Here is a 19396-nt window from a genome sequence, read left to right as displayed (position 1 = left end):
TCCCATATTTACATTACCCGTTTGCGATACATGCTTTTTTAAAGCGACGGGGCTACAAGGCCCTATGACGAACACAGCGACTCAGCGGATCCTGCTTGCAGAGGATGACGATGCAATGCGCGTTTATCTCGAACGCGCCCTCGTCAATGCTGGATACAAGGTGGATTCGGTTGATCGCGGCACCGCTGCCGTTCCCCTCCTGGTGGAAAGCGATTACGACCTGTTGCTGTCCGATATCGTCATGCCGGAAATGGACGGCATCGAACTTGCCCAGAAATGCAATGAGGTGAGCCCGCATACAAAGGTGATGTTCATCACCGGATTTGCCGCGGTTACCTTGAAGGCGAGCCGTGAGCAGCCGCATGCCAAGGTTCTGTCAAAACCCTTTCATTTGCGTGACCTCGTACTGGAAGTCGAGCGGGTCTTGGACGACCGCGTGAGCGCCCGTCTGCAATAACTGGCGAATTGCCCTTGCGCGGCCAGATCAGCCTCGCTAAAGGGCCCGCCTGCCCCGGAAAGGGGCGCTCGATGGTGCGGGCGTATAGCTCAGTGGTAGAGCACTATGTTGACATCGTAGGGGTCGCAAGTTCAATCCTTGCTACGCCCACCATCGAAGCCTGAAAGTCGGCCCGGCCCAAATGGGCAGCCCCTTGGCCCCAAGCCATTTCATCGCATTCTTGACCCGCCCGATGCGCTTTGCCGCGCGGACGCAGTCGTTGCACCCTCGACTTAAAACAGGGGCGCAATCATCGTCAGGAGATTGTCCGCAAGGCGGCGTGCCAAGGGGCGCCGGGTAGCGTTATCGGAATCGATCTCGATAGCATCGTCCAACCAGAGATTCTGCCGGTCGCTCAATTGAGTTGCGAACTCTGGGGACTCGAACAAAATGTTGTTTTCAAAATTAAGGTCCAGGCTGCGCCGGTCCATATTCGACGATCCGATCAAGGCCAGCGTATCGTCGATCACCATTGTCTTCGCGTGCAGCAGCCCGCCACGAAATTCGAAGATTTTTACACCAGCCTCTACAAGTAACGGATAATAGGCGCGGCCAATGGCGCCGACGATCCGGCTGTCGTTACGATGGGGAAATACGATACGAACCGCGACTCCCCGTCGGGCCGCGGCAACTATTGCAGCCAGTAGCGGAGGATCGGGCGCGAAATAGGGTGTGGTGATAGTCGCGCTGCTCTGTGCTGCGGCGAGCACGGCAGCAAACATCTCGCTCATAGTTCCGCGAGGTGAGAGCGGGCCCGTCCCCGTCGCAATTGCGGGAATGCCCGCCGACGAAGGCCGAGGCGGCTGCGCAGACATTATCGCGCTAAGATCCTCTCCTGTTTCGACAGTCCACGCAGATGCGAAAATGATATCCGCCTGGCGCGCCACCGGCCCTTCGAAACGAGCGAGGACATCGACCCAGGGCGCGAACTTCCGTTTGATAAGAAATGCCGGGTCGGCGCAGTTCTGGCTTCCGCAATAGGTTACGCGTCCATCTATCACGGCAACCTTGCGATGGTTGCGCAGGTCGGTGCGATGCCCGGCAAGGAAGGCCATTCCGAACGGCACTTCCAACGATTTGCAAAGTCGGGCGCCCGCCTGGCGCATCATCGTCCACAAATCGGAGTTGATGAGCGCGCGCGACCCTATTGCGTCCGCTGAAATGCGGCAGACCACCCCCCGCCGGGCAGCGCGACAGATCGCCTCGACGACTTTTCTGCCGTTGTTATCGTCGAGCCATATATAGAATGACAAGTGAACCGATTGCGCTGCGGCGTCGATGTCCTCCACGAGCATCGCGATGGCAGTATCTGAATCAGGCGTGAGGCGCGCGAGGTTGCCGGTGGAAGTGGGCCAGCGCGATGCCCCCTCGAAAGTGCGGAAGGCATTTGCATTCGGTCCCTCCCCGCCTGAATGGATCGCTGGCGAAGGTGCGAAAGGGAGCAGCTCTTCATATACAAGCCGTCCGCGCTGCCTGAACCTCTTCGACGTCCACGGCTCTCCGAACAAAACATACAGTATCAGCCCGACGAAGGGTAAAGCGATCAGCAGCAGCAGCCACGCCGCGCGCGCATAGGGGTCGCGCCCCGCAAGCAGGATTGCCCGGGCGATGACAGCGAGGTGGAGCGCCGCGATGATTACCCAGATGGCTGCATTCAGTTTAGTCAATTACGCGCCACCATGTCCCCCGCTCGCCGGTGATCCTTCGAACCGACGCTGGTTCGTGCTGAAATATCCCGCCAGAATTCGCATGCGGCCGAATTCGATACAAGCATGGTGGATCCGAAAATCAGAGATTGTTTGCGCTGACACGCTAACGTTTGTGTCTGATCGTCCAGGATGTCCAAATTTAGGACAGGCGGAAAGAGTGCAGGTGAATCCACTGGTAATCAGTATGATTGTGTTTTACCAAAGAGAATAGGTTAACGAATCGATTAACCGGCCAGTCGCACCCACAATCAAAAGGCCTCATCTCGCTTTAAGCGAGGGGTCAGGTGGTGTGCGATTTCTGTGTAGAACCATAGATGAAGAATAAGAAAAGGGAAGCATAGTTTAAACAACTTGGGGGGTACGTATCATGCGTACGGTATCAACGAGTGTTTCACTTATCTGCTCAAACCCGATCGTCAGTGAAGGACTAAAGTCCATCCTGTATGATGAAGAATTTTCGGTTGTAGGTTTACACAAAACCTGTTCCGCCATGATTTCAGCCAAGGATCACGCTGCAGTCCCTGTCGGAATGATAGTCTTTGACGCCGATGCATCACGCAATATCGCCGAAGATGTTCATGCCGTGCGTCAGGCGTTTCCGGATTCGCGCCTAGTCGTCTTGCACGAAGGTCTCGAAGTCGATTGCCTCGTGGACGTGTTCGAAGCCGGCGCGGACGGTTATATCCTCAAGGAAATCTCGTGCGAATCCCTCGTTAACTGCCTTCAATTGGCAGCGCGTGGTGAGAAAGTTGTTCCGGGAGAGCTGGTCAAACAACTGCCGCACTTCACCTTGGCAACAGCCGACCGGACAAAGGCTGAAGGCGACCTTTCGAACCTTCTTTCCGAACGCGAGATCGCTACTCTGCGATGCCTCGTTATGGGTTACCCCAACAAGGTGATCGCTCGCCGTCTCGATATCGGCGAAGCGACCGTGAAAGTTCATGTGAAGGCAATTCTGCGCAAGCTTAATGTGCAGAATCGTACGCAAGCCGCGATCTGCGCCGTCAATCATGGGGTGCAGGCTGCCATGCCCGAAATTAAGGTACGCTCCCCCGTCGCGGCGATAGACGCGCCGAGCAAGCCTGCCGACACGTGTGACACCGGCACGCCACGCCCGTTCATGCTGGCCGAGACGCGTCCCGTGGAGCATGCGGTAAAGGCCTGAACCTCACCGGACGCTTGCTCTTGAGAGGCCTGGTGGAGATGCAATCACCATTCGCTTGGCCGCCCTGGCGTCAAGGAAATCCGGAGATTCCGGCTTCACCTCCAAGCGTCAGTTGCTGGTCTTTGCCACCCGACTGAGGCCCTGGGCGAGTACGTCTAACGTGCCCTGCCTCTCGTACGCGAATAGCGAAGTGGAAATGCGATGAAGATCACAATGATCGGATCCGGGTATGTCGGCCTCGTTTCCGGCGCATGCTTCGCCGATTTCGGGCACGACGTTGTCTGCGTCGATCTCGATGAAGCTAAGATCAAGGCGTTGCGAGGCGGTAAGGTTCCGATTTTCGAGCCCGGACTTGCCGATCTGATAGAGCGCAATGCGCGGGCCGGACGAATTTCGTTTACGACTGAGCTGGCCCCTGCCGTTGCTCGTGCAGAGGTCGTATTCATCGCTGTCGGCACTCCGTCGCGCCGCGGGGACGGTCATGCCGACTTGAGTTTCGTCGAAGCCGCCGCCGCCGATATTGCGCGCGCGATGGACGGTTTTACCGTTGTCGTCACAAAGTCGACGGTTCCGGTCGGGACCGGCGACGAGGTGGAGCGGATCATTGCCACAACCCGGCCGGATGGCGAATTTGCGGTTGTCTCGAACCCCGAATTCCTCCGCGAAGGCGCCGCGATCGAGGATTTCAAGCGGCCCGACCGCATCGTAATCGGTAGCGAAGACACGCGAGCACTCGGTGTGATGCGCGAAGCCTATCGTCCGTTAAGCCTGAACAAATCGCCGATCCTCGAAATGAACCGTCGTTCGGCCGAACTCACCAAATATGCCGGCAATGCTTTTCTGGCGACCAAGATCACATTCATCAATGAAATCGCCGATCTCTGCGAAAAGACGGGCGCTGATGTGCAGCAGGTGGCTCGCGGCATGGGCCTCGACAAGCGGATAGGCAGCAAATTCCTCAATGCCGGCCCCGGTTATGGCGGTAGCTGCTTTCCTAAGGACACGCTCGCACTGCTCAAGACCGCTCAAGACTTCGAAGCCCCACAAACCATTGTCGAAGCGGTCGTCCAGACGAATGAGAAGCGCAAACGCGCAATGGGCCGGAAAGTCATTCAAGCGATCGGCGGGGACGTACGCGGCAAAGTAGTGGCCGTGCTCGGGCTCACCTTCAAGCCGAACACCGATGATATGCGTGACAGCCCTGCAATTGCGATCGTGCAAACACTACAAGATGCAGGCGCCGTGGTTCATGCATATGATCCGGAAGGTATGCCCAATGCCAGCCAGATGTTCGAAGATGTGGTGTACTTCGATGACCCTTATGCGGCCATGAAGGATGCCGAAGGGCTCGCGATCGTGACTGAATGGGATGAGTTCAGAGCGCTAAACCTCACCAAGGTTCAATCGCTGCTCAAAGGCCTCGTCTTGGTCGATCTCAGGAATATCTATGATCGCGGCGAGCTGGAAATGCTTGGTATCAAGTATGTCGCTGTCGGTCGTTAGGAACCTGAACTTCGATGACGCGAGTTTCAAGGCGGTCTTCACGCCTAGGCGGTTTGCTATGAGAAGTTCCGACAGCGTCACCGTCCATACCGGGAGGCGCTTTCCGCAAATAGGATCGCTGGAGCCTCGCCGATGCCGAAAGTAATGTTCGTCATCTCTGGCCTCGGCGCTGGCGGCGCGGAGCGCGTTATTTCGCAGATCGCCTCTCATTGGAATGGCCGCGGCTTCGCCGTAGAGATTGCCAGCTTCGACACGCCTTTCGATCCGGTTTTTCATCACTTCGACCCCGGCATCGGACTTCATCGTATCGGCGCAGGAGATACGGTAACGAAGAGACGCAAGCTGACAAAACTCGGCGACCTGCGCCGCCTCAGGCGGTTGTTACGCCACAGGCGACCGGACTTGGTCGTTTCTTTCCTTACCAAGAATAACCTGCTCGCTCTCTGCGCAACCATGGGCCTTTCGATCCCCGTCGTCTGTAGCGAGCGGAACAATCCAGAGCGGCAGGAAAAGAACCCGACCTGGAACCGCCTGCTCGCAATCGCTTACCGGCGAGCAAAATTGATCGTCTGCCAAACGGTTGCGGTTAAGAGGTGCTTTCCCAAGGCCGTTGCGGATCGGGCGCGCATCATTCCGAACCCCGTCAGCGCCTGGCCAATGCGGCGAATTCCGGCGAAGCCACCGCGTATCGTCGCGGTTGGCCGACTGACCGAGCAGAAAGGCTTCGATCTGCTTCTCGATGCATATGCGAGGGCCGAAACGAAAGATTGGCAACTCTACATCTTCGGCGAGGGTCCTCAGCGAAGTTCTCTTGAAGATAAAATTGCCCAGCTCGGGCTTGGGAGAAAAGCAAGGCTGGTGGGAAACAGTGTCGTGCCTGGCGACTGGACACGTAAAGCGGACCTATTTGTTCTTTCATCGCGTTACGAAGGCTTCCCCAATGTGCTAGGCGAAGCAATGGCAGCCGGATTGCCAGTCATCGCCACCCGATGCGACTTCGGACCCGCCGAGATGATCGATCATGGTCACTCGGGTCTGCTTGTGGCGCCCGAAGATGCGAACGCACTGAGCGTTGCCATTCAAGAATGTATTGACGACAGCGCGCTGCGGGACCGGCTCGGACGTGAAGCGAGCCGGGCGGTCCGTGCCTTCTCACCACAGCGCGTGATGCGAATGTGGGACGAAGTCCTGAGTGAAGTTCTATCGGCAGCGCCGGTGCTGCATCACAATATCACCGAAGCGAAAGAGCCGACCGCGTGACCGGGTTGCCCATCAAGATGCTGCTCACCTCGGCCGGTAGGCGCGCTGGACTTGTCGAAAGCTTCCGCCGTTCTGCAGAACGTATGGGAGTGAAGCTTGAGCTTCACGCCTGTGATCTGCATCCCGAACTGAGCGCTGCTTGTGCTCTGGCCGATCAGCACTTCACAGCACCTCCCTGTACCCATTCGGAGTATATTCCGGCCCTGCTGGACTACGCGCGTCAGAACGACATCGTCCTTGTCGTGCCTACCATCGACACCGAATTGCAGCCCCTCGCGACACGGCGGGCCGACTTTGCTGCTCTTGGTATCTATGTCCACGTGTCGTCTTCGGATGTGATCGACATCGTGCGAGACAAGAAGCGCACAATGGACGTTCTCGCGAACGCCGGCGTTCCCGTCCCTCACACCGCTACGCTCGAAGATTTTCGACAATGCCAGGAGGGCTGGAAATGGCCACTATTCGTCAAGCCCGTGGCGGGCAGTGCGAGCCGCGGCGTCGCGCTGATCTGCAGTCCTGCGGATTTGAAGCACGAATATGACGAGCCCATGCTCGTTCAAGAAGCGCTCCAAGGCGATGAATATACGATCAACATCTTCGTCGATGAGGGCGGTGTGATGCGCGGTGCAATCCCGCACCTTCGAATATCGGTCCGCGCAGGGGAAGTCGAAAAGGGACGTACCGTTCGCCGCGCTGACTTCGATGCGATTGCTCGCAATCTCGCCGTCTCCCTGCCTGGGGCACGCGGCGTTCTGTGTTTCCAGCTATTCGACGACCCTAAACTCGGTCCGCGCGTATTCGAGATCAACGCCCGGTTCGGCGGCGGCTATCCGCTTGCTGATCACGCGGGCGGACATTTTGCCGAGAATGTCCTGCGTACTGCCATCGGCATGCCGCTGGTTGCCTGCCACGACTGGCAAGACGGCCTCACCATGTTGCGATACGACAGTGCTGTCTTCCTGTGAATCGCCACCTGCCCATGTCCTGGTCTTCGATCTAGACGACACGCTGTATCTCGAGCGCGATTTCGCTTCAGGTGGATTTACGGCAGTAGAGACGCACTTAACCGACAAATATGGCAATAGGGTTAGCCACGGGACCTGTTGGCGGCTTTTTGTCGAAGGCGCGCGAGGCAAAATCTTCGACCTCGCGCTGGAAAGCTTCGGCATTGAAGCCACCCCTTCACTTCTTGACGAACTGGTTCAGGTTTACCGCAGCCACCCCCCTCAAATACGGCTCTGCCCGGATGCCTACAGGTTCCTCGCAAGCGATCGGAGACGGCGTGCTATCATCACCGACGGGCCAGCAGACATGCAGCGATCCAAGATCGCGGCGCTCGGGATCGAGGAGAGTTTCGATTGCATCATACCGACCGGCGAACTGGCGAAAGGTATGGGAAAGCCGCATCCGATGGCGTTCGAGCAAATAATGCAATGGTCTGGTGAACTTGGAGAAATGCACGTCTACATCGCCGACAACCCAGCAAAGGACTTCATTGCGCCGCGCGCGCTCGGCTGGCGCACAGTGCAGATAGATCGGGTTGGAAGAATACACTCTCCCGACGCCACATCATCCGAACACGGTGCGGAACTTCGAATAAACACGTTCGACGACCTGTCGAAGGCGATTGAATTAACCCACTAAGTCGGAGTTTCCCGAACTGGAGAAGCCGTAAGCCGCTCGCCAGCGATCATTACTAGGATTGTTCGAAAGAGTATCCTCGCGTCGAGCAAGGCACTGCGGTTTTTAACGTACCAGAGATCAAGCTCGATCTTCTCGTCGAGCGAGAGCAAGGTGTTACCGTTTACTTGCGCCCAACCGGTAATTCCCGGTCGAACCTCGCCACGCGCCTGTCCGGCTTCGCCCTTCATTTTGATCGTCTCGGGCAGGAGCGGTCGCGGTCCGACGAAATTCATGTCGCCGCACACCACATTGAGAAGCCCCGGCAGCTCATCAAGACGGGATCGCCGCAGAAACCGTCCGACAGGCGTAGTCCGCTCGCTGTCGGACAGAAGCTCCCCTCCACTATCTCTTTGTTCGTTCATTGAGCGGAGCTTCAGGAGTGTGAACGGCTTACCCCCTGCGCCGGCGCGGGTCTGCCGGAAAATAACCGGACGCCCCATCGTCAGAGCCACCAGCACCCCGAGACACAAGAGCAGCGGCAACAGCAGGACAAGCAGTGCCAGAGCCGTGATACGCGAGATCATGATCGCACAGCGACCATATCAAGCCATTTCATTTTCCAGGACCCGCTTTTTGCGGAAAATCCGCATGATCCGGTCTTTGATCGAAGGCGGCGCGTACAGGGTGTCGGAATAGTAATCCGACGCATCGACGTAAAACTGGATCGCATCGCCATATTGCCGGCGCGCATGTTCTTTGTAATCGACATGATCGAAGACGACGCCATCGGCGCGCCCGGAAAGGGTTTCCAGGGTTGCGTTCATCTGCTCGATCGTCGTGCGTCCCCAGCGCGAAACGACCAAGGTGTGATCGGTAAAGTCGCACATTGCCCGGGCATCCCGCACAGCAAGGGCGGCAGGAGCATTGATGATCAGGAGGTCGAAGTGGTTCTTCAGCTCGGCCAGAAGGTGCCGCAAGCTCTGTGCGTTCAGAAGGGCGGCCGGGTTATCCACCGGCTGCTTGGCGCTGAGCAGTACGATCCGCCCCTCATCCTCCGGCCCTTCACTCTGACCCACAGACGGATCGATACCGTCTGGTGCCTTGAGCAGCGCCGAGTGATCATCCAGCAGGCTTTGGAGGCTCGCATGGCCCGAAAGTACGTCGACAATATCGGGTGTATCGAGATTGCTCTGGACGTTCTTCAGCAGACCCATGGCGCGAAGGTCGAGATCGACCAGCACCACGCTTTGCCCCATGACCTTGGCCGCAGCGGCCAAGGTTAGGGAGACGGTCGATTTGCCGTCGTTTGGAAGCGGGCTCGTGATGAGCACGGATTGAGAACCGCTCTTCGTGCGCAATGCCCGCATCTCCGAATAGGTAGCCCGCGCAGCTTCCGCAAAGAGCGATTGCGGGCTCTGGATAACCGGGCTCTCGCCGATTTGGTCGGATAGCCCTGAATCGATGCGCGGTAGCATTCCGAGGGTCGGCAGCCCGAAGTGGCGCGCGACCTGGGCCGAAGTCCTCACGCGGCCGTCGGCCAGTTCCAGTCCGAGCGCCATCATCACCGCCAATGCACCCGACCCCAGCATTGCGAGCAGCGTAAGCTTCAGTGGTTCTGGCGATATGCGGTCAAAGTTCGCCACGGCCGGTGAAACGACGGTTGTGTTCACTCCTTCGAGTTGCATCTGCGCGCGAACCTGCTCGATGCGTTCGACGATCGCGGAAAATGCCGCGTTCGCAAGTGCATCGTTGCGCTCAAGCTCGGACAGACGGACCGAATTTTCGTTGTTTTGAAAAGCCTGCGATTGAACCGCAGCAAGCGTGCCCTGCAATCGGCCGGCCCGCGCCGCATCCTGCGCGGCCTGACTGCGAGCAACCTCGCGCATTTGTGCCGCATCGGCATTGGCAACCGCCTGCGCAGCTGCCTGGGCTTGGGCTCGCTGCTGCGCCAGCGCGGACTCGACTGACGACAATTCGGAAGTCACGCGCACGACGTCAGGATGGTTAGATCCGAAGGTCGCGCCCAACCGGGCACGTTCGGCAACTAGCGTCGCCTGTTGACGCTGAAGTTGCTCCACCGCGGCCGATGTCGCCTGTGCCGTACTGCGCAGGCCGGCTGCATTCGCGATGACGGCGCTTCGGGAAGAAGAGCCTGCGCTGTTGGCGCTTGCCGACGCCGCCTCTGCGGCAATTTGGTTCATATACGATAGATTTTCATTCGTCCCCAAACCGAACGGCATACGCGCATCCCGGCGGAACTCAGCAAGTTCGGTCTTGGCATTTCGGGCTGCCTCTTCACGATCCGCGCGCTCGGCAAGCAGCGATTGCAGCAACTCTTCCCTCTGCTCGGTTCCACGGCGCGTTCGCACCTTAGCGACAGATTCGGGATATTGATTGGCAATCCGTGCGGAAAGCTGGGGAGATTTTGTCGTAACGGTGACTTCGATAAGATCGGAACTCGGCTCGCTCGTGACGGTCAAGGCGCTCAGAAGCGTATTGATGGCCTGATGCATTTGCGCCGCTTTTTCTTCCGGAAATTCTCCGACCTCCGCACGGAAATCCGGATCGCTGAGAAGATCTAGATCTTCCACTACCGATTCAGCCGACGACCGCGAACGATAAAGGCGAACCGCATTGACCACGCGCACTTCGTTGCGATTGCTGATGTCGGCCTGATTGATCCCCACTTCGTCGAGCAGCTGCACCTGTACCTGCGCGGAGGAGCTGTAGAGGTTCGGTGACAAGAGCTGATACACCAGAACCGAAATTGTGACCGCGGCGATCGTCACCACAATCAGTTTCTTGTGACGCTCCAGCAGACGCACAAAATCGCGCAGGGATAACGCGTGATGCGTCGCGGCCTCCGGACGGTAGGTCCATGGGAGCCTTCGTTTCGCAGGCGGATGGTTTTCGAACTCGCTGACTTCTACAAGATTTGCCATGATCAACAGCCTGTTACGCCTCGTGCAGAGGCGGCTTTCCGAGGAAATTCGACGGTCAATATTGCGCTGGAAGGCGACCGGTTGTCATCTGACCATCGGTATTGAAGCAGAGTTATTCAGGTTAGCCCATTTTGATATGTAGACCGCAAAGCATCACCGGTGCTTTGCGCGTACGAAATGACGTCAAGACCTTCGTTCGATCTTACAAACGAACTCTCACGCCCACCCCCGCTTGAAACCGATTGTACTCATCGAGCGGATCGTCACTGCTGCGGGTCCCGTAGCTTGCCCTTCCAAACACCGACAGCCGACGGTTAACGAGATATTCCAGGCCGCCGCCAACGCGAACGCGGTCCTGCCTGATATTTGAACCAACGAACTTCGTTCGTTCCCAACTAATCTCGGCTGATCCAAGAAGGTTATGGCGAATCTCCTGATCGACCGACAAACCGATTCTCGTCTCGTTGCGCGTCGAGCCGCCTGCTCGGAATGATGCGACGTCGCCGCTGAACAGATTGAGATTAAGTGCCGTTCGCTCTCGCGGCCGATAGGTCAAAAGGCCCTGCATCGAAAAGCCGGTCCGGTCGGGGCGTAAGTCATCGTCGGCTTTAAGGCGAAAAACACCCGCACTGACACCGCCGCTGATCAGGCCACCATCAGCAAATCGGATTCCAACCATACCGCCAATGGTCGACACGTCACGGTCGACGTTCGTGACAGCCTCGGGCAGGCGGAAATTCAGCCGATTATAATAGCCGGTGCCGGTGAAGTAGAACGGCCCGCCAGGGCGATACCCCACCGTCAGTCTGGCAGAGTAGCTTGAGTAATCGCGATCATCGTCGATGGGATCGAGTGCATTGACGTTTCGTGCGTCTCCCACCGCCTCGATCAGAAAGCGCGAGCCTTGCCGCGTGTATCCCGCACTACCGCCTGCAATGCGATAAATACGCGGGCCGATACCCTGAACCCTTCTCGCTTCGGGATCGCCGCGATCTTCGATTGCGCGGTCGATCGATCCGGTCAGGAAAAGTGCTTCACCTTCCCGTGGGCTAAACCGGGTTGTCAGTATCGCATTATATGCCTCGGCATTCTCGTTGGTGAAATCGGCATAACGACGAGCGTCCAACTTCCCCGAAAGAGACGTGGTGAAGGAGCCAGCAGCATGTTCGATCTCAGCGTAAGGCCGAATTCGCGCGATAAAGTCACTCCGAGCAGCGACCGGTTCCGCAAACACGTTGCTATTGTATTCACCTTCAGCCTCGGCACCGGCCTTGAGGGTAAAAGGGCCGACGCGGATTGGCGACTGGCGATATTCGGGATCCTTCGCAAGGATCGCCGGGGCCGTCGAACCGATCTCCTGGGCGCTGACAGGGCTAGCGATGCCCGAGACTGCGCACGCTGCCGTCAGGGTAACCCAGAACCTGCCATTTCGCATCAGAACCACCGTTCATAGACCCTGATACGATCGCCAGGCTGAATTAAAGTATCCTCACTCGCTTTGGAGCGAACCTCCTGACCATTTACGGTGCGGACGACTTCGACCTGGCCCTCTTGCGCGCGATAGGTGTAGCCACCGGCCGCCGAAATTGCCGAGAGTACGGTCATACCCTGCCGATAATTGATTTCGCCGGGCGAGTTCACCTCGCCGATCACGTAGAAGGGACGCAGCGCCCCCGGTTGCACCGAGATGATCGGGTTCTTCAGGAGTTCCCGCGCCCGGAACCCCTCAGCGATGCGGTTTTCGACCTCCCGCACGCTGAGCCCAGCAACTTTCACCTCTTGCAGCAGTGGAAGAGAAATCGTGCCGCTGCTGTCGATGATGTAGGACCGGTCTGCTTGCGCAACATCCTGGATCGTCACAAGGAGTTCGTCGCCAGGCTGGAGCCTATACTCGGATGCCGAAGCGGCGGATACCGGCGGCAGGCTCCCCAAAGGGGACGAACAAGCGTTGAGCAGCGCAAATGCTGGCAAGCAGGTCATTGTCAGTACGAGTTCTTTCGATCGTTGCATCATGTCACGGCTCCCCGATCATTACGGTGTTCGATAGTAAATTCGGAAGAATTGAAGAGTGTCGCCGGTCGGCCCTGGCGCTGCTGCCTGATCGCATCAGGAGCAGATTGGCCTCGCTCCTCTGATTTCGCAGCGGGGGTCCGAAGAGTGTCACCTGCCTCATAGGGAAATCCGCAAAACCGCATCCGCGATGCTCTTCATGTCGTTCTGATCAAGTGTGTGATCCACCTGAAGTGCAAGCGTACGCTCGCCAAGCGCGTGGGCGGAAGCCAGTTCGCCATCGCGCGGACATCCAAATGGCTTCAGAGCCAGTTCCTGGCTCATGTCAGGGCAGGATCCCGAACCACAAGGAATCCCGCTTGCCATAAGGTCAGCAATGACTCGGCCCCGCCGTGCGGCTGGATCGGAAACTTCCGACCGGATCATCAGATAATATTTGTACCAGGCATGGGTCACGCCGGCGGGCGGTTCGGGGACTTCGACCAATGGGTGGTCCGCCAGTGCATTTGACAGATAGCCTGCGTTGGCGCTGCGAACTGCCAACCAATCGGGGAGCTTGCGTAATTGCACACGGCCGATCGCAGCCTGCATTTCTGTCATCCGGGCATTGGTCCCCAAACTGTCGTGGACATAACGGAATTGACCGGGGGCCCCTTGCCCGTCGGATAGTTTGTGCGGATTCTTGCCATGATCCTTCAATGACCAGGCGCGCTCGTGCGCAGTGTGATCGCGCATCACCAGAAGTCCGCCCTCCCCTCCGGTCGACATGATTTTGTCGGTGCAGAAGGAGAAGGACGCCGCATCGCCGAATGTGCCTACCTTGCGTCCGTCGATTGCTGCCCCATGCGCCTGGGCACAGTCCTCAATCAGGAACAGCTCATGCCGGTCGCAGAGTTCGGCAAGCGCGTACATATCGCATGGCCACCCTGCCAAATGCACGCAGATCACCGCCTTTGTCCGCGAGGTGATCATTCGTTCAACCGAGGCTGGGTCGATATTCTGAGACGGTGATAGGACGTCAGCGAATACCGGCATCGCCCCGACCGCCGCAACGCAACTCGCTGTCGCAAAGAAACTGCGTGCCGGCACGATCACCTCGTCACCGGCACCAATTCCGAGTGCACGCAGAGCGATTTCCAAGGTAACCGTGCCGTTCGCCATGCAAATTGCGTGCGGAACACCGAGAAATTCCGAAAATTCAGCAGCGAAGGCATCGCACTCGCCCCCGTGAACGAGCGCGTTGACCTTTCCCGAGGTAAGAACCTTCAGCGCCGCTTCGCGTTCGTCTGCTTCAAACCGCGGCCAGGCCGACTGGACACCGATTTGCGGTCGAGCGCTCATGGACACGGCTTCAGCGGTCATTCGCTGTCTCGGTTAAGCTCGCGCTTTCGAACTTGGTCACCAGTTCTGCCGCAGATGAATAGTCCAGAAGATCCTTGTGATTGCCCTTGGCGGGATAGCGCGCAAGACCATGGACCAGCCGCACGATCCCCTCATCTTCCCCGCCTACCGCAAGCTCGGCAATGCGATTGATGGCCATGGTAATGAACGGCAGGGGGATCGGGCGAGAGCGGGCCTCGAAGATACCTTCGATGCCGGATTCGATTTGCTCCTCGCAGATGTCGAACAGCTCTTCATAAAGCTTCTCGCCGGGTCGCAATCCAACGAACTCAATGGGAACGTCCTCGTCCGGCTCGAGACCGTAGAGCGTGATCATGCGTCGAGCGAGATCGACGATCCGGACTGGATTGCCCATATCGAGCACGAAGATCGATCCTCGCTGTGTCTCGGTTTCGAGGGCACTCGAGCTACTCTGCAGAATCAATTGCACCGCTTCGCGGACGGTCATGAAAAATCGCTCGATGTCCGGGTGAGTGACCGTCAGGGGCCTCCCCTCGCGTAATTGTCGCTCGAACAGCGGCACGATAGAGCCACTGGATCCGAGCACATTGCCGAAGCGGACCGTCATGAAGCGGGGTGCCTTGGTGTCGTCGACACCACACATGTCGAGAGCCTGACAGTAAAGTTCGCCGACACGCTTCGTTGCGCCCATCAAACCGATTGGGTTGACGGCCTTGTCGGTCGAAACCTGAACCATCGCCCGTGCACCGTATTCACAGACCGCGTTGGACACGATGCGGGTACCGATGATGTTGGTCATCGCGCCGGCGCAGGGGTTCACTTCCACGATCGGCACATGCTTGAGCGCGGCAGCGTGATATACGATGGAAGGTCGGTAGGTTGCAAAAACCCGGTTGATTGCGGGCGCATCGCAGATCGAGGCGATCTCGGACACTATATTGAGATCGGGGTAGAGCTCTCTCAGGCTCATCTCGATTTGATAGAGATTGTATTCGCTCGAATCGACCAGAACCAACGTCCCTGGCCTGATCTGAGCGATCTGCCGACACAGCTCTGACCCTATGGTGCCCCCTGCCCCAGTGACGAGAATGCTTCGACCCGCGATCTGGCGCAGCACCGTCTGGCTATCCAGTTTGTATTCGCTCCTGCCGAGCAGTTCCTCAATCGGGAGGCGCTGACCATTGGGGTCTGACGAGTGCTGCAACAGCTGCGCCCAGGGATCCCTTATACGGCAGACTTCTACGCCACGCTCCCGGCAAGCGTGTATGATGCGGGTAACATCGCGATTGCTGAGGAAGGTCCCGTCATCGCAGACGATGACATGGTCGGGCAGCTTTTCTTCGAACTCGAGCCGTCGCAGCACGCTGGCAATGTCATGCTGGCTGCCCAGGATCGGAACTCCACATCCACGAACAAGCGAATCTTCCTGGCGCGGCAGCAGGACACCTTGGATTTCAACAGACGAACCATGATCGGTTTTTGCCAGATCGATCGATACGCGTGCCCACTGCCAAGACCCGACGAGGATTGCATTCTTCCGGACTGCAGCTTTTGGGCCCACGCGGCTTGCCGACTTTCGCCGCTCTGAAAATTGGCGCTCGCCTCGCCGCAGCATCCGCACACTAAGCAGCCCGAGTATCGCAAAAGCCCAATGGACCACTGCAACCTCTGTTAGCGAGGAAGCCTCTGCTCGAGCTTGCGGAAAAACCGATGTGATGAGCCACGCCAGGGATGTCCCGCCAAGTATTACCGCGACGAGAAAGCCTGATTGCGTGAAATTCACATATCGCCAGCTACGTTTGTACAGGCCCGCAAGCGCGAAGACCGCTGTTGCGACGAATGCGAAGCTCAGGGCGAAAGAGGCGTTGCTTGAAAATGGAGGAAACGGACGAACGTGCGCCACGTGAAGCGCCGCGTTGAGCGTTGTTGCAACGACCGCAAAATCGATGCCGATCACCGCTATGTCACGCAGCACGCGGCGCAGTTTCACCTTTCCGCCAAACAGGGCGCTGACGCCCTTTCCGGCTGCCAGCTCACCGTCGCTTTGCATGATCCTCTCGGGCTTGTTCATCGACTTCGGCTCGCTTCTTTGCCCCGATGTTGCGGCCCTGTGGCGAACAGCACATCATGATGGCGTGCCACACGATACCCGCCCCTACAGAAGGTGAAGCATGAGCAAGCAGGCAATAGCCGGAGTAGTCGCGGGTCGATCAGAAACGCCCGACCAGATAGCTGAGCGACAATTTGGCTAACCGGCACTGTCCACAGCGCAGCGGGCTTTTCCAAATGCGCCAACGGAACATATCGAAAGGGTAATCGCCGTTTGTTCGGTTGTCGGTCCTTGCAATCGACCGCATACCGCGAACGTGTTTTGTCGAAACAAATACCGTTTGTCGGTCTATCGGCACCAAGGTGGATATTGCAGTAAAGTATGGCTGCCATCCACTGCAGTCGCGTTCCGATGAAGATTATTGTTCTCTCGAGCCTCGCGTACTCGCTCGTGAATTTTCGCGGCGACCTGCTCAAAGCCATGATCGACAATGGCCACACGGTTATAGCCTGCGCCCCGGATCGCGACCTCGTCACTCAGAACAAATTGACCGATATGGGCGTCGAGTTCGTGGTGACCCCGATGCAGCGTACAGGAACCAATCCCGTGTCAGACCTCGTCTTGGCATTAGACTACTTTCGCCTGATACGACGCGAACAGCCTGACATCGTCTTGGCCTACACCCAGAAGCCGATAATCTACGGCGGCCTTGCCACTCGCCTCGCCCACCTTGTTGGTTCGCGTGCGAAATTCTTCGCCCTGATGTCCGGGCTGGGCCAGGTTTTCACCGAAGGTGCCGGCTACGCCAGTTGGCTGCGGATTGCTGTGGCACGGCTATATCGCGCAGCGATCGCGAAATCTCAGGCTACCTTCGTCTTTAATGCCGACGATCGGAAGGATATGATCGCGCTTGGAATTATCAGCCATCATCAGAAGGTGATCCAGGTTCCCGGATCCGGCGTTTCGCTGGCGCGGTTTCCACCCTGCGCTCCTGTCGTCCTACCGACACGTTTTCTGATGATCGGACGGCTGATGCGGAACAAGGGTATCGTCGAATTTCTCGAAGCTTCGCGGCTTGTTCGCAAGAACTTTCCACATTGCGAATTTCAGATTGTAGGCCGCTGCGAAGATGAAAATCCGTCGGGCATATCGCGCGCCGAAAGCGAGAGACTGGCGGCAGAGTACGAGGTCGATTTCGTACCCGGTACGGACGATGTGCGACCATATCTCGCAGCATGTTCTGTATTCGTATTGCCATCTTATTATCGCGAAGGTCTGCCCCGCACTATCTTGGAAGCCCTCGCCAGCGCGCGTGCGGTGATAACCACCGATTTGCCCGGATGTCGCGATGCGGTCGTTGACGGCATCAACGGCTATCTTGTCCGCCCGCGGGACGAAAACGACCTGGCGATGGCCATGATGCGTTTCGCTGCGGAGCCCGAACGCGCAAATTTGATGGGCAAGGCATCCCTTGCGTTAGCGCGGGACGTTTACGACGTGGACAAAGTCAATTTGCAGCTGCTCGGTGAAATGGGCCTGATAAACAGCAGCGGTGTACATCCGCAGGAGAGGCGCCCCAGTACCAGCAAGATTCCTCCCCATCAGATAGCTGCGAGCAGTGGAGCCTGATGCGCGATGTTGAAGGCGGCTCTCGTGGGATGCGTTGGCAGTACTGCGTTGGCGGCAGAAATGATCGCTCGTTCGGCAGACTGGTCGCTCGAGTTGATTGTCACTCTCGAACTCGAAGCGGCTGGCAGACATTCGGATTTCGTTGATCTCAACGACATCGCCAGTACGGCAGGCGCAAGAATTTTTCGAACGATCAATTCGAACAGTGTCGATTGCCTCGATGCAATTGCGCAATCCGGTGCGGACTTCATCTTTGTAATTGGCTGGTCTCAAATTTGCCGTGAGGAATTCATGAACCTCAAGCCCGGCAAGATAATCGGATATCACCCCTCTCCTCTGCCACGTCTGCGCGGCCGCGCTGCACTGCCGTGGACGATCCTCCTGAACGAACCGATTACCGCGGGTTCTCTCATGTGGCTCGGTGACGATGTCGATAATGGCGATTTGATTGACCAACAGTTCTTCCACGTGGCGCCGAATGAGACTGCGGAATCGCTCTATGCCAGGCACCAAGCAGCGCTCGCGGTAATGCTAGAAAGGTCGTTGAAACTCCTTGCCGCAGGCCATGCGCCTCGTCTGCAGCAGGATGAGCAATACGCGACCTATGCAGCCAAACGGACACCGGCCGATGGCGTGATAGACTGGCGCACTACTGCAGCTGACATCGAGCGATTGGTACGTGCCGTCGGGAAGCCCTATCCTGGCGCATTTACATATGATCGGGGGGAGCGACTGACCGTGTGGCGCAGCACGTTTTTACCTGATGCTGGCCGTTATCACGGCACCGAGGGCCAGGTTGTCGATCAAACTGAAGAGCACTTTACGGTCATGACAGGCGACGGACTGCTCCGGGTTGAGGATTGGGAATCGGGGGCGAACAAAAGGCCGAGGCTGCATTCAATCCTGGGAAGTCTATGACGATGACGCTTGCCGAGCGATTTGGCCGGGTGCTGGTAATCGCCCCCCATCCCGATGACGAGATTCTGGGGTGTGGAGGTACGCTCGCGCGGCTGGCAGATGAAGGTGGCGACGTTACTATCGCAGTGGCCACAACGGGCCGGTCACCGGCTTTTCCCGCAGAGCAAGTTCAGCAAGTACATGCGGAGATGCGGCGAGCGCACGCCATTCTGGGGGTGACCGATACGCGGCTGCTCGATCTTCCCGCTGCCGAGATGGACACTCTCTCGGCGCGGGACTGCAACGCCCCGTTTGCCGAGTTGGTCGAAACCCTACAGCCCGATACCCTGTTCTTGCCATTCGTTGGTGACATCCATCTGGATCATCAATTGACATTCTTGGCGGCGATGGTTGCCGCACGGCCGCGGCAGGCGAAGGCACCCAGCCAGATACTCTGTTACGAAACGGTGAGTGAAACCAACTGGTACGCCGCGCCCATTACACCGGCGTTCGTTCCGAACGTTTTTATCGACATCTCGGCAACGCTCGACCGAAAGCTGGATGCCTTTGCTGCGTTCGAAAGCCAGTGCCGCGCTTTTCCCGATGAGCGCAGCCCGGAGACATTGCGTGCGTTGGCAAAGGTACGGGGCTCTGCCGTCTATTTGCCGGCAGCAGAGGCTTTCATGCATGTGCGATCAATCCTTCGAGCATGACGCACTGATGGGAGAATGTGTCACATCCCGGCGCTTT

Annotated in this window: 16 protein-coding genes and 1 tRNA gene; 10 read left to right on the top strand and 7 right to left on the bottom strand. The window is 57.9% G+C overall.

Annotated elements, in window-relative coordinates:
* Positions 1-64 precede the first annotated feature (64 nt).
* Together cpdR and ACIGGE_RS14085 are read left to right on the top strand one after the other, a co-directional pair.
* On the top strand, positions 65-457 hold the full coding sequence (gene cpdR / locus ACIGGE_RS14090) for a cell cycle two-component system response regulator CpdR (protein ID WP_103023597.1): 393 nt from the start codon (positions 65-67) through the stop codon (positions 455-457).
* A 78-nt stretch (positions 458-535) separates the two neighbouring features.
* Positions 536-610, top strand: a tRNA-Val gene (locus ACIGGE_RS14085).
* Between the two features lie 119 nt (positions 611-729).
* Here ACIGGE_RS14085 and cls read toward each other — a convergent pair.
* Positions 730-2163: a cardiolipin synthase gene (cls, locus tag ACIGGE_RS14080; RefSeq protein WP_397490848.1), complete on the bottom strand. Its 1434-nt coding sequence runs from the start codon at positions 2161-2163 to the stop codon at positions 730-732.
* A gap of 409 nt (positions 2164-2572) precedes the next feature.
* On the opposite strand from cls, the gene ACIGGE_RS14075 reads away from it, so the two are divergent.
* From ACIGGE_RS14075 to ACIGGE_RS14055, 5 genes are all read left to right on the top strand, one after another.
* Positions 2573-3370, top strand: a complete 798-nt coding sequence (locus tag ACIGGE_RS14075; protein WP_397490847.1) for a LuxR C-terminal-related transcriptional regulator — start codon at positions 2573-2575, stop codon at positions 3368-3370.
* Positions 3371-3571: 201 nt separating this feature from the next.
* A complete protein-coding gene (locus tag ACIGGE_RS14070) occupies positions 3572-4873 on the top strand; it encodes a UDP-glucose dehydrogenase family protein (RefSeq protein WP_397490846.1) in 1302 nt (433 codons plus the stop codon).
* 132 nt (positions 4874-5005) lie between these two features.
* Positions 5006-6133, top strand: coding sequence for a glycosyltransferase family 4 protein (locus ACIGGE_RS14065; protein ID WP_397490844.1), 1128 nt, complete (start codon positions 5006-5008; stop codon positions 6131-6133).
* The gene (locus ACIGGE_RS14060) at positions 6130-7098 is read left to right on the top strand and encodes an ATP-grasp domain-containing protein (protein ID WP_397490843.1); all 969 of its coding nucleotides are present in this window, start codon (positions 6130-6132) and stop codon (positions 7096-7098) included. Before ACIGGE_RS14065 ends, ACIGGE_RS14060 begins: the two co-directional genes overlap by 4 nt.
* Positions 7082-7777 (top strand): HAD family hydrolase, encoded by a 696-nt coding sequence (locus ACIGGE_RS14055; protein WP_397490842.1) that lies wholly within the window; start codon positions 7082-7084, stop codon positions 7775-7777. The genes ACIGGE_RS14060 and ACIGGE_RS14055 overlap by 17 nt, the downstream gene beginning before the upstream one ends.
* On the opposite strand, the gene ACIGGE_RS14050 is transcribed toward ACIGGE_RS14055, so the two are convergent.
* From ACIGGE_RS14050 to ACIGGE_RS14025, 6 genes are all read right to left on the bottom strand, one after another.
* Entirely contained in the window at positions 7774-8340 is a 567-nt protein-coding gene (locus tag ACIGGE_RS14050) for a sugar transferase (RefSeq protein ID WP_301641209.1), read from the bottom strand. The two genes, ACIGGE_RS14055 and ACIGGE_RS14050, sit on opposite strands and share 4 nt — an antisense overlap.
* A gap of 18 nt (positions 8341-8358) precedes the next feature.
* Positions 8359-10698, bottom strand: a complete 2340-nt coding sequence (locus ACIGGE_RS14045) for a GumC family protein (protein WP_397490841.1) — start codon at positions 10696-10698, stop codon at positions 8359-8361.
* A 202-nt stretch (positions 10699-10900) separates the two neighbouring features.
* Complete coding sequence (locus tag ACIGGE_RS14040; protein ID WP_397490840.1) at positions 10901-12133, bottom strand: outer membrane beta-barrel protein; 1233 nt, start codon at positions 12131-12133, stop codon at positions 10901-10903.
* Positions 12133-12711: a polysaccharide biosynthesis/export family protein gene (locus ACIGGE_RS14035; protein ID WP_397490839.1), complete on the bottom strand. Its 579-nt coding sequence runs from the start codon at positions 12709-12711 to the stop codon at positions 12133-12135. Before ACIGGE_RS14035 ends, ACIGGE_RS14040 begins: the two co-directional genes overlap by 1 nt.
* 156 nt (positions 12712-12867) lie before the next feature.
* The gene (locus tag ACIGGE_RS14030) at positions 12868-14070 is read right to left on the bottom strand and encodes a DegT/DnrJ/EryC1/StrS family aminotransferase (RefSeq protein WP_397490838.1); all 1203 of its coding nucleotides are present in this window, start codon (positions 14068-14070) and stop codon (positions 12868-12870) included.
* Positions 14060-16141, bottom strand: a complete 2082-nt coding sequence (locus tag ACIGGE_RS14025; RefSeq protein ID WP_397490837.1) for a polysaccharide biosynthesis protein — start codon at positions 16139-16141, stop codon at positions 14060-14062. The genes ACIGGE_RS14030 and ACIGGE_RS14025 overlap by 11 nt, the downstream gene beginning before the upstream one ends.
* Before the next feature lie 390 nt (positions 16142-16531).
* On the opposite strand from ACIGGE_RS14025, the gene ACIGGE_RS14020 reads away from it, so the two are divergent.
* From ACIGGE_RS14020 to ACIGGE_RS14010, 3 genes are read left to right on the top strand one after another with little or no spacing between them, the layout of a single operon-like run.
* A complete protein-coding gene (locus ACIGGE_RS14020) occupies positions 16532-17749 on the top strand; it encodes a glycosyltransferase family 4 protein (RefSeq protein ID WP_397490836.1) in 1218 nt (405 codons plus the stop codon).
* Between the two features lie 60 nt (positions 17750-17809).
* Positions 17810-18667: a methionyl-tRNA formyltransferase gene (locus tag ACIGGE_RS14015; protein ID WP_397490835.1), complete on the top strand. Its 858-nt coding sequence runs from the start codon at positions 17810-17812 to the stop codon at positions 18665-18667.
* Complete coding sequence (locus tag ACIGGE_RS14010) at positions 18664-19359, top strand: PIG-L deacetylase family protein (RefSeq protein WP_397490834.1); 696 nt, start codon at positions 18664-18666, stop codon at positions 19357-19359. Before ACIGGE_RS14015 ends, ACIGGE_RS14010 begins: the two co-directional genes overlap by 4 nt.
* The last annotated feature ends 37 nt before the right edge of the window (positions 19360-19396 follow it).

The organism is Qipengyuania sp. NPDC077410 (genome assembly GCF_044543405.1).
In the GTDB taxonomy this organism is placed as follows: domain Bacteria; phylum Pseudomonadota; class Alphaproteobacteria; order Sphingomonadales; family Sphingomonadaceae; genus Qipengyuania; species Qipengyuania pacifica.
Note: the sequence above shows the minus strand (reverse complement) of the source record. Positions and strands in the feature narration are given on the sequence as shown.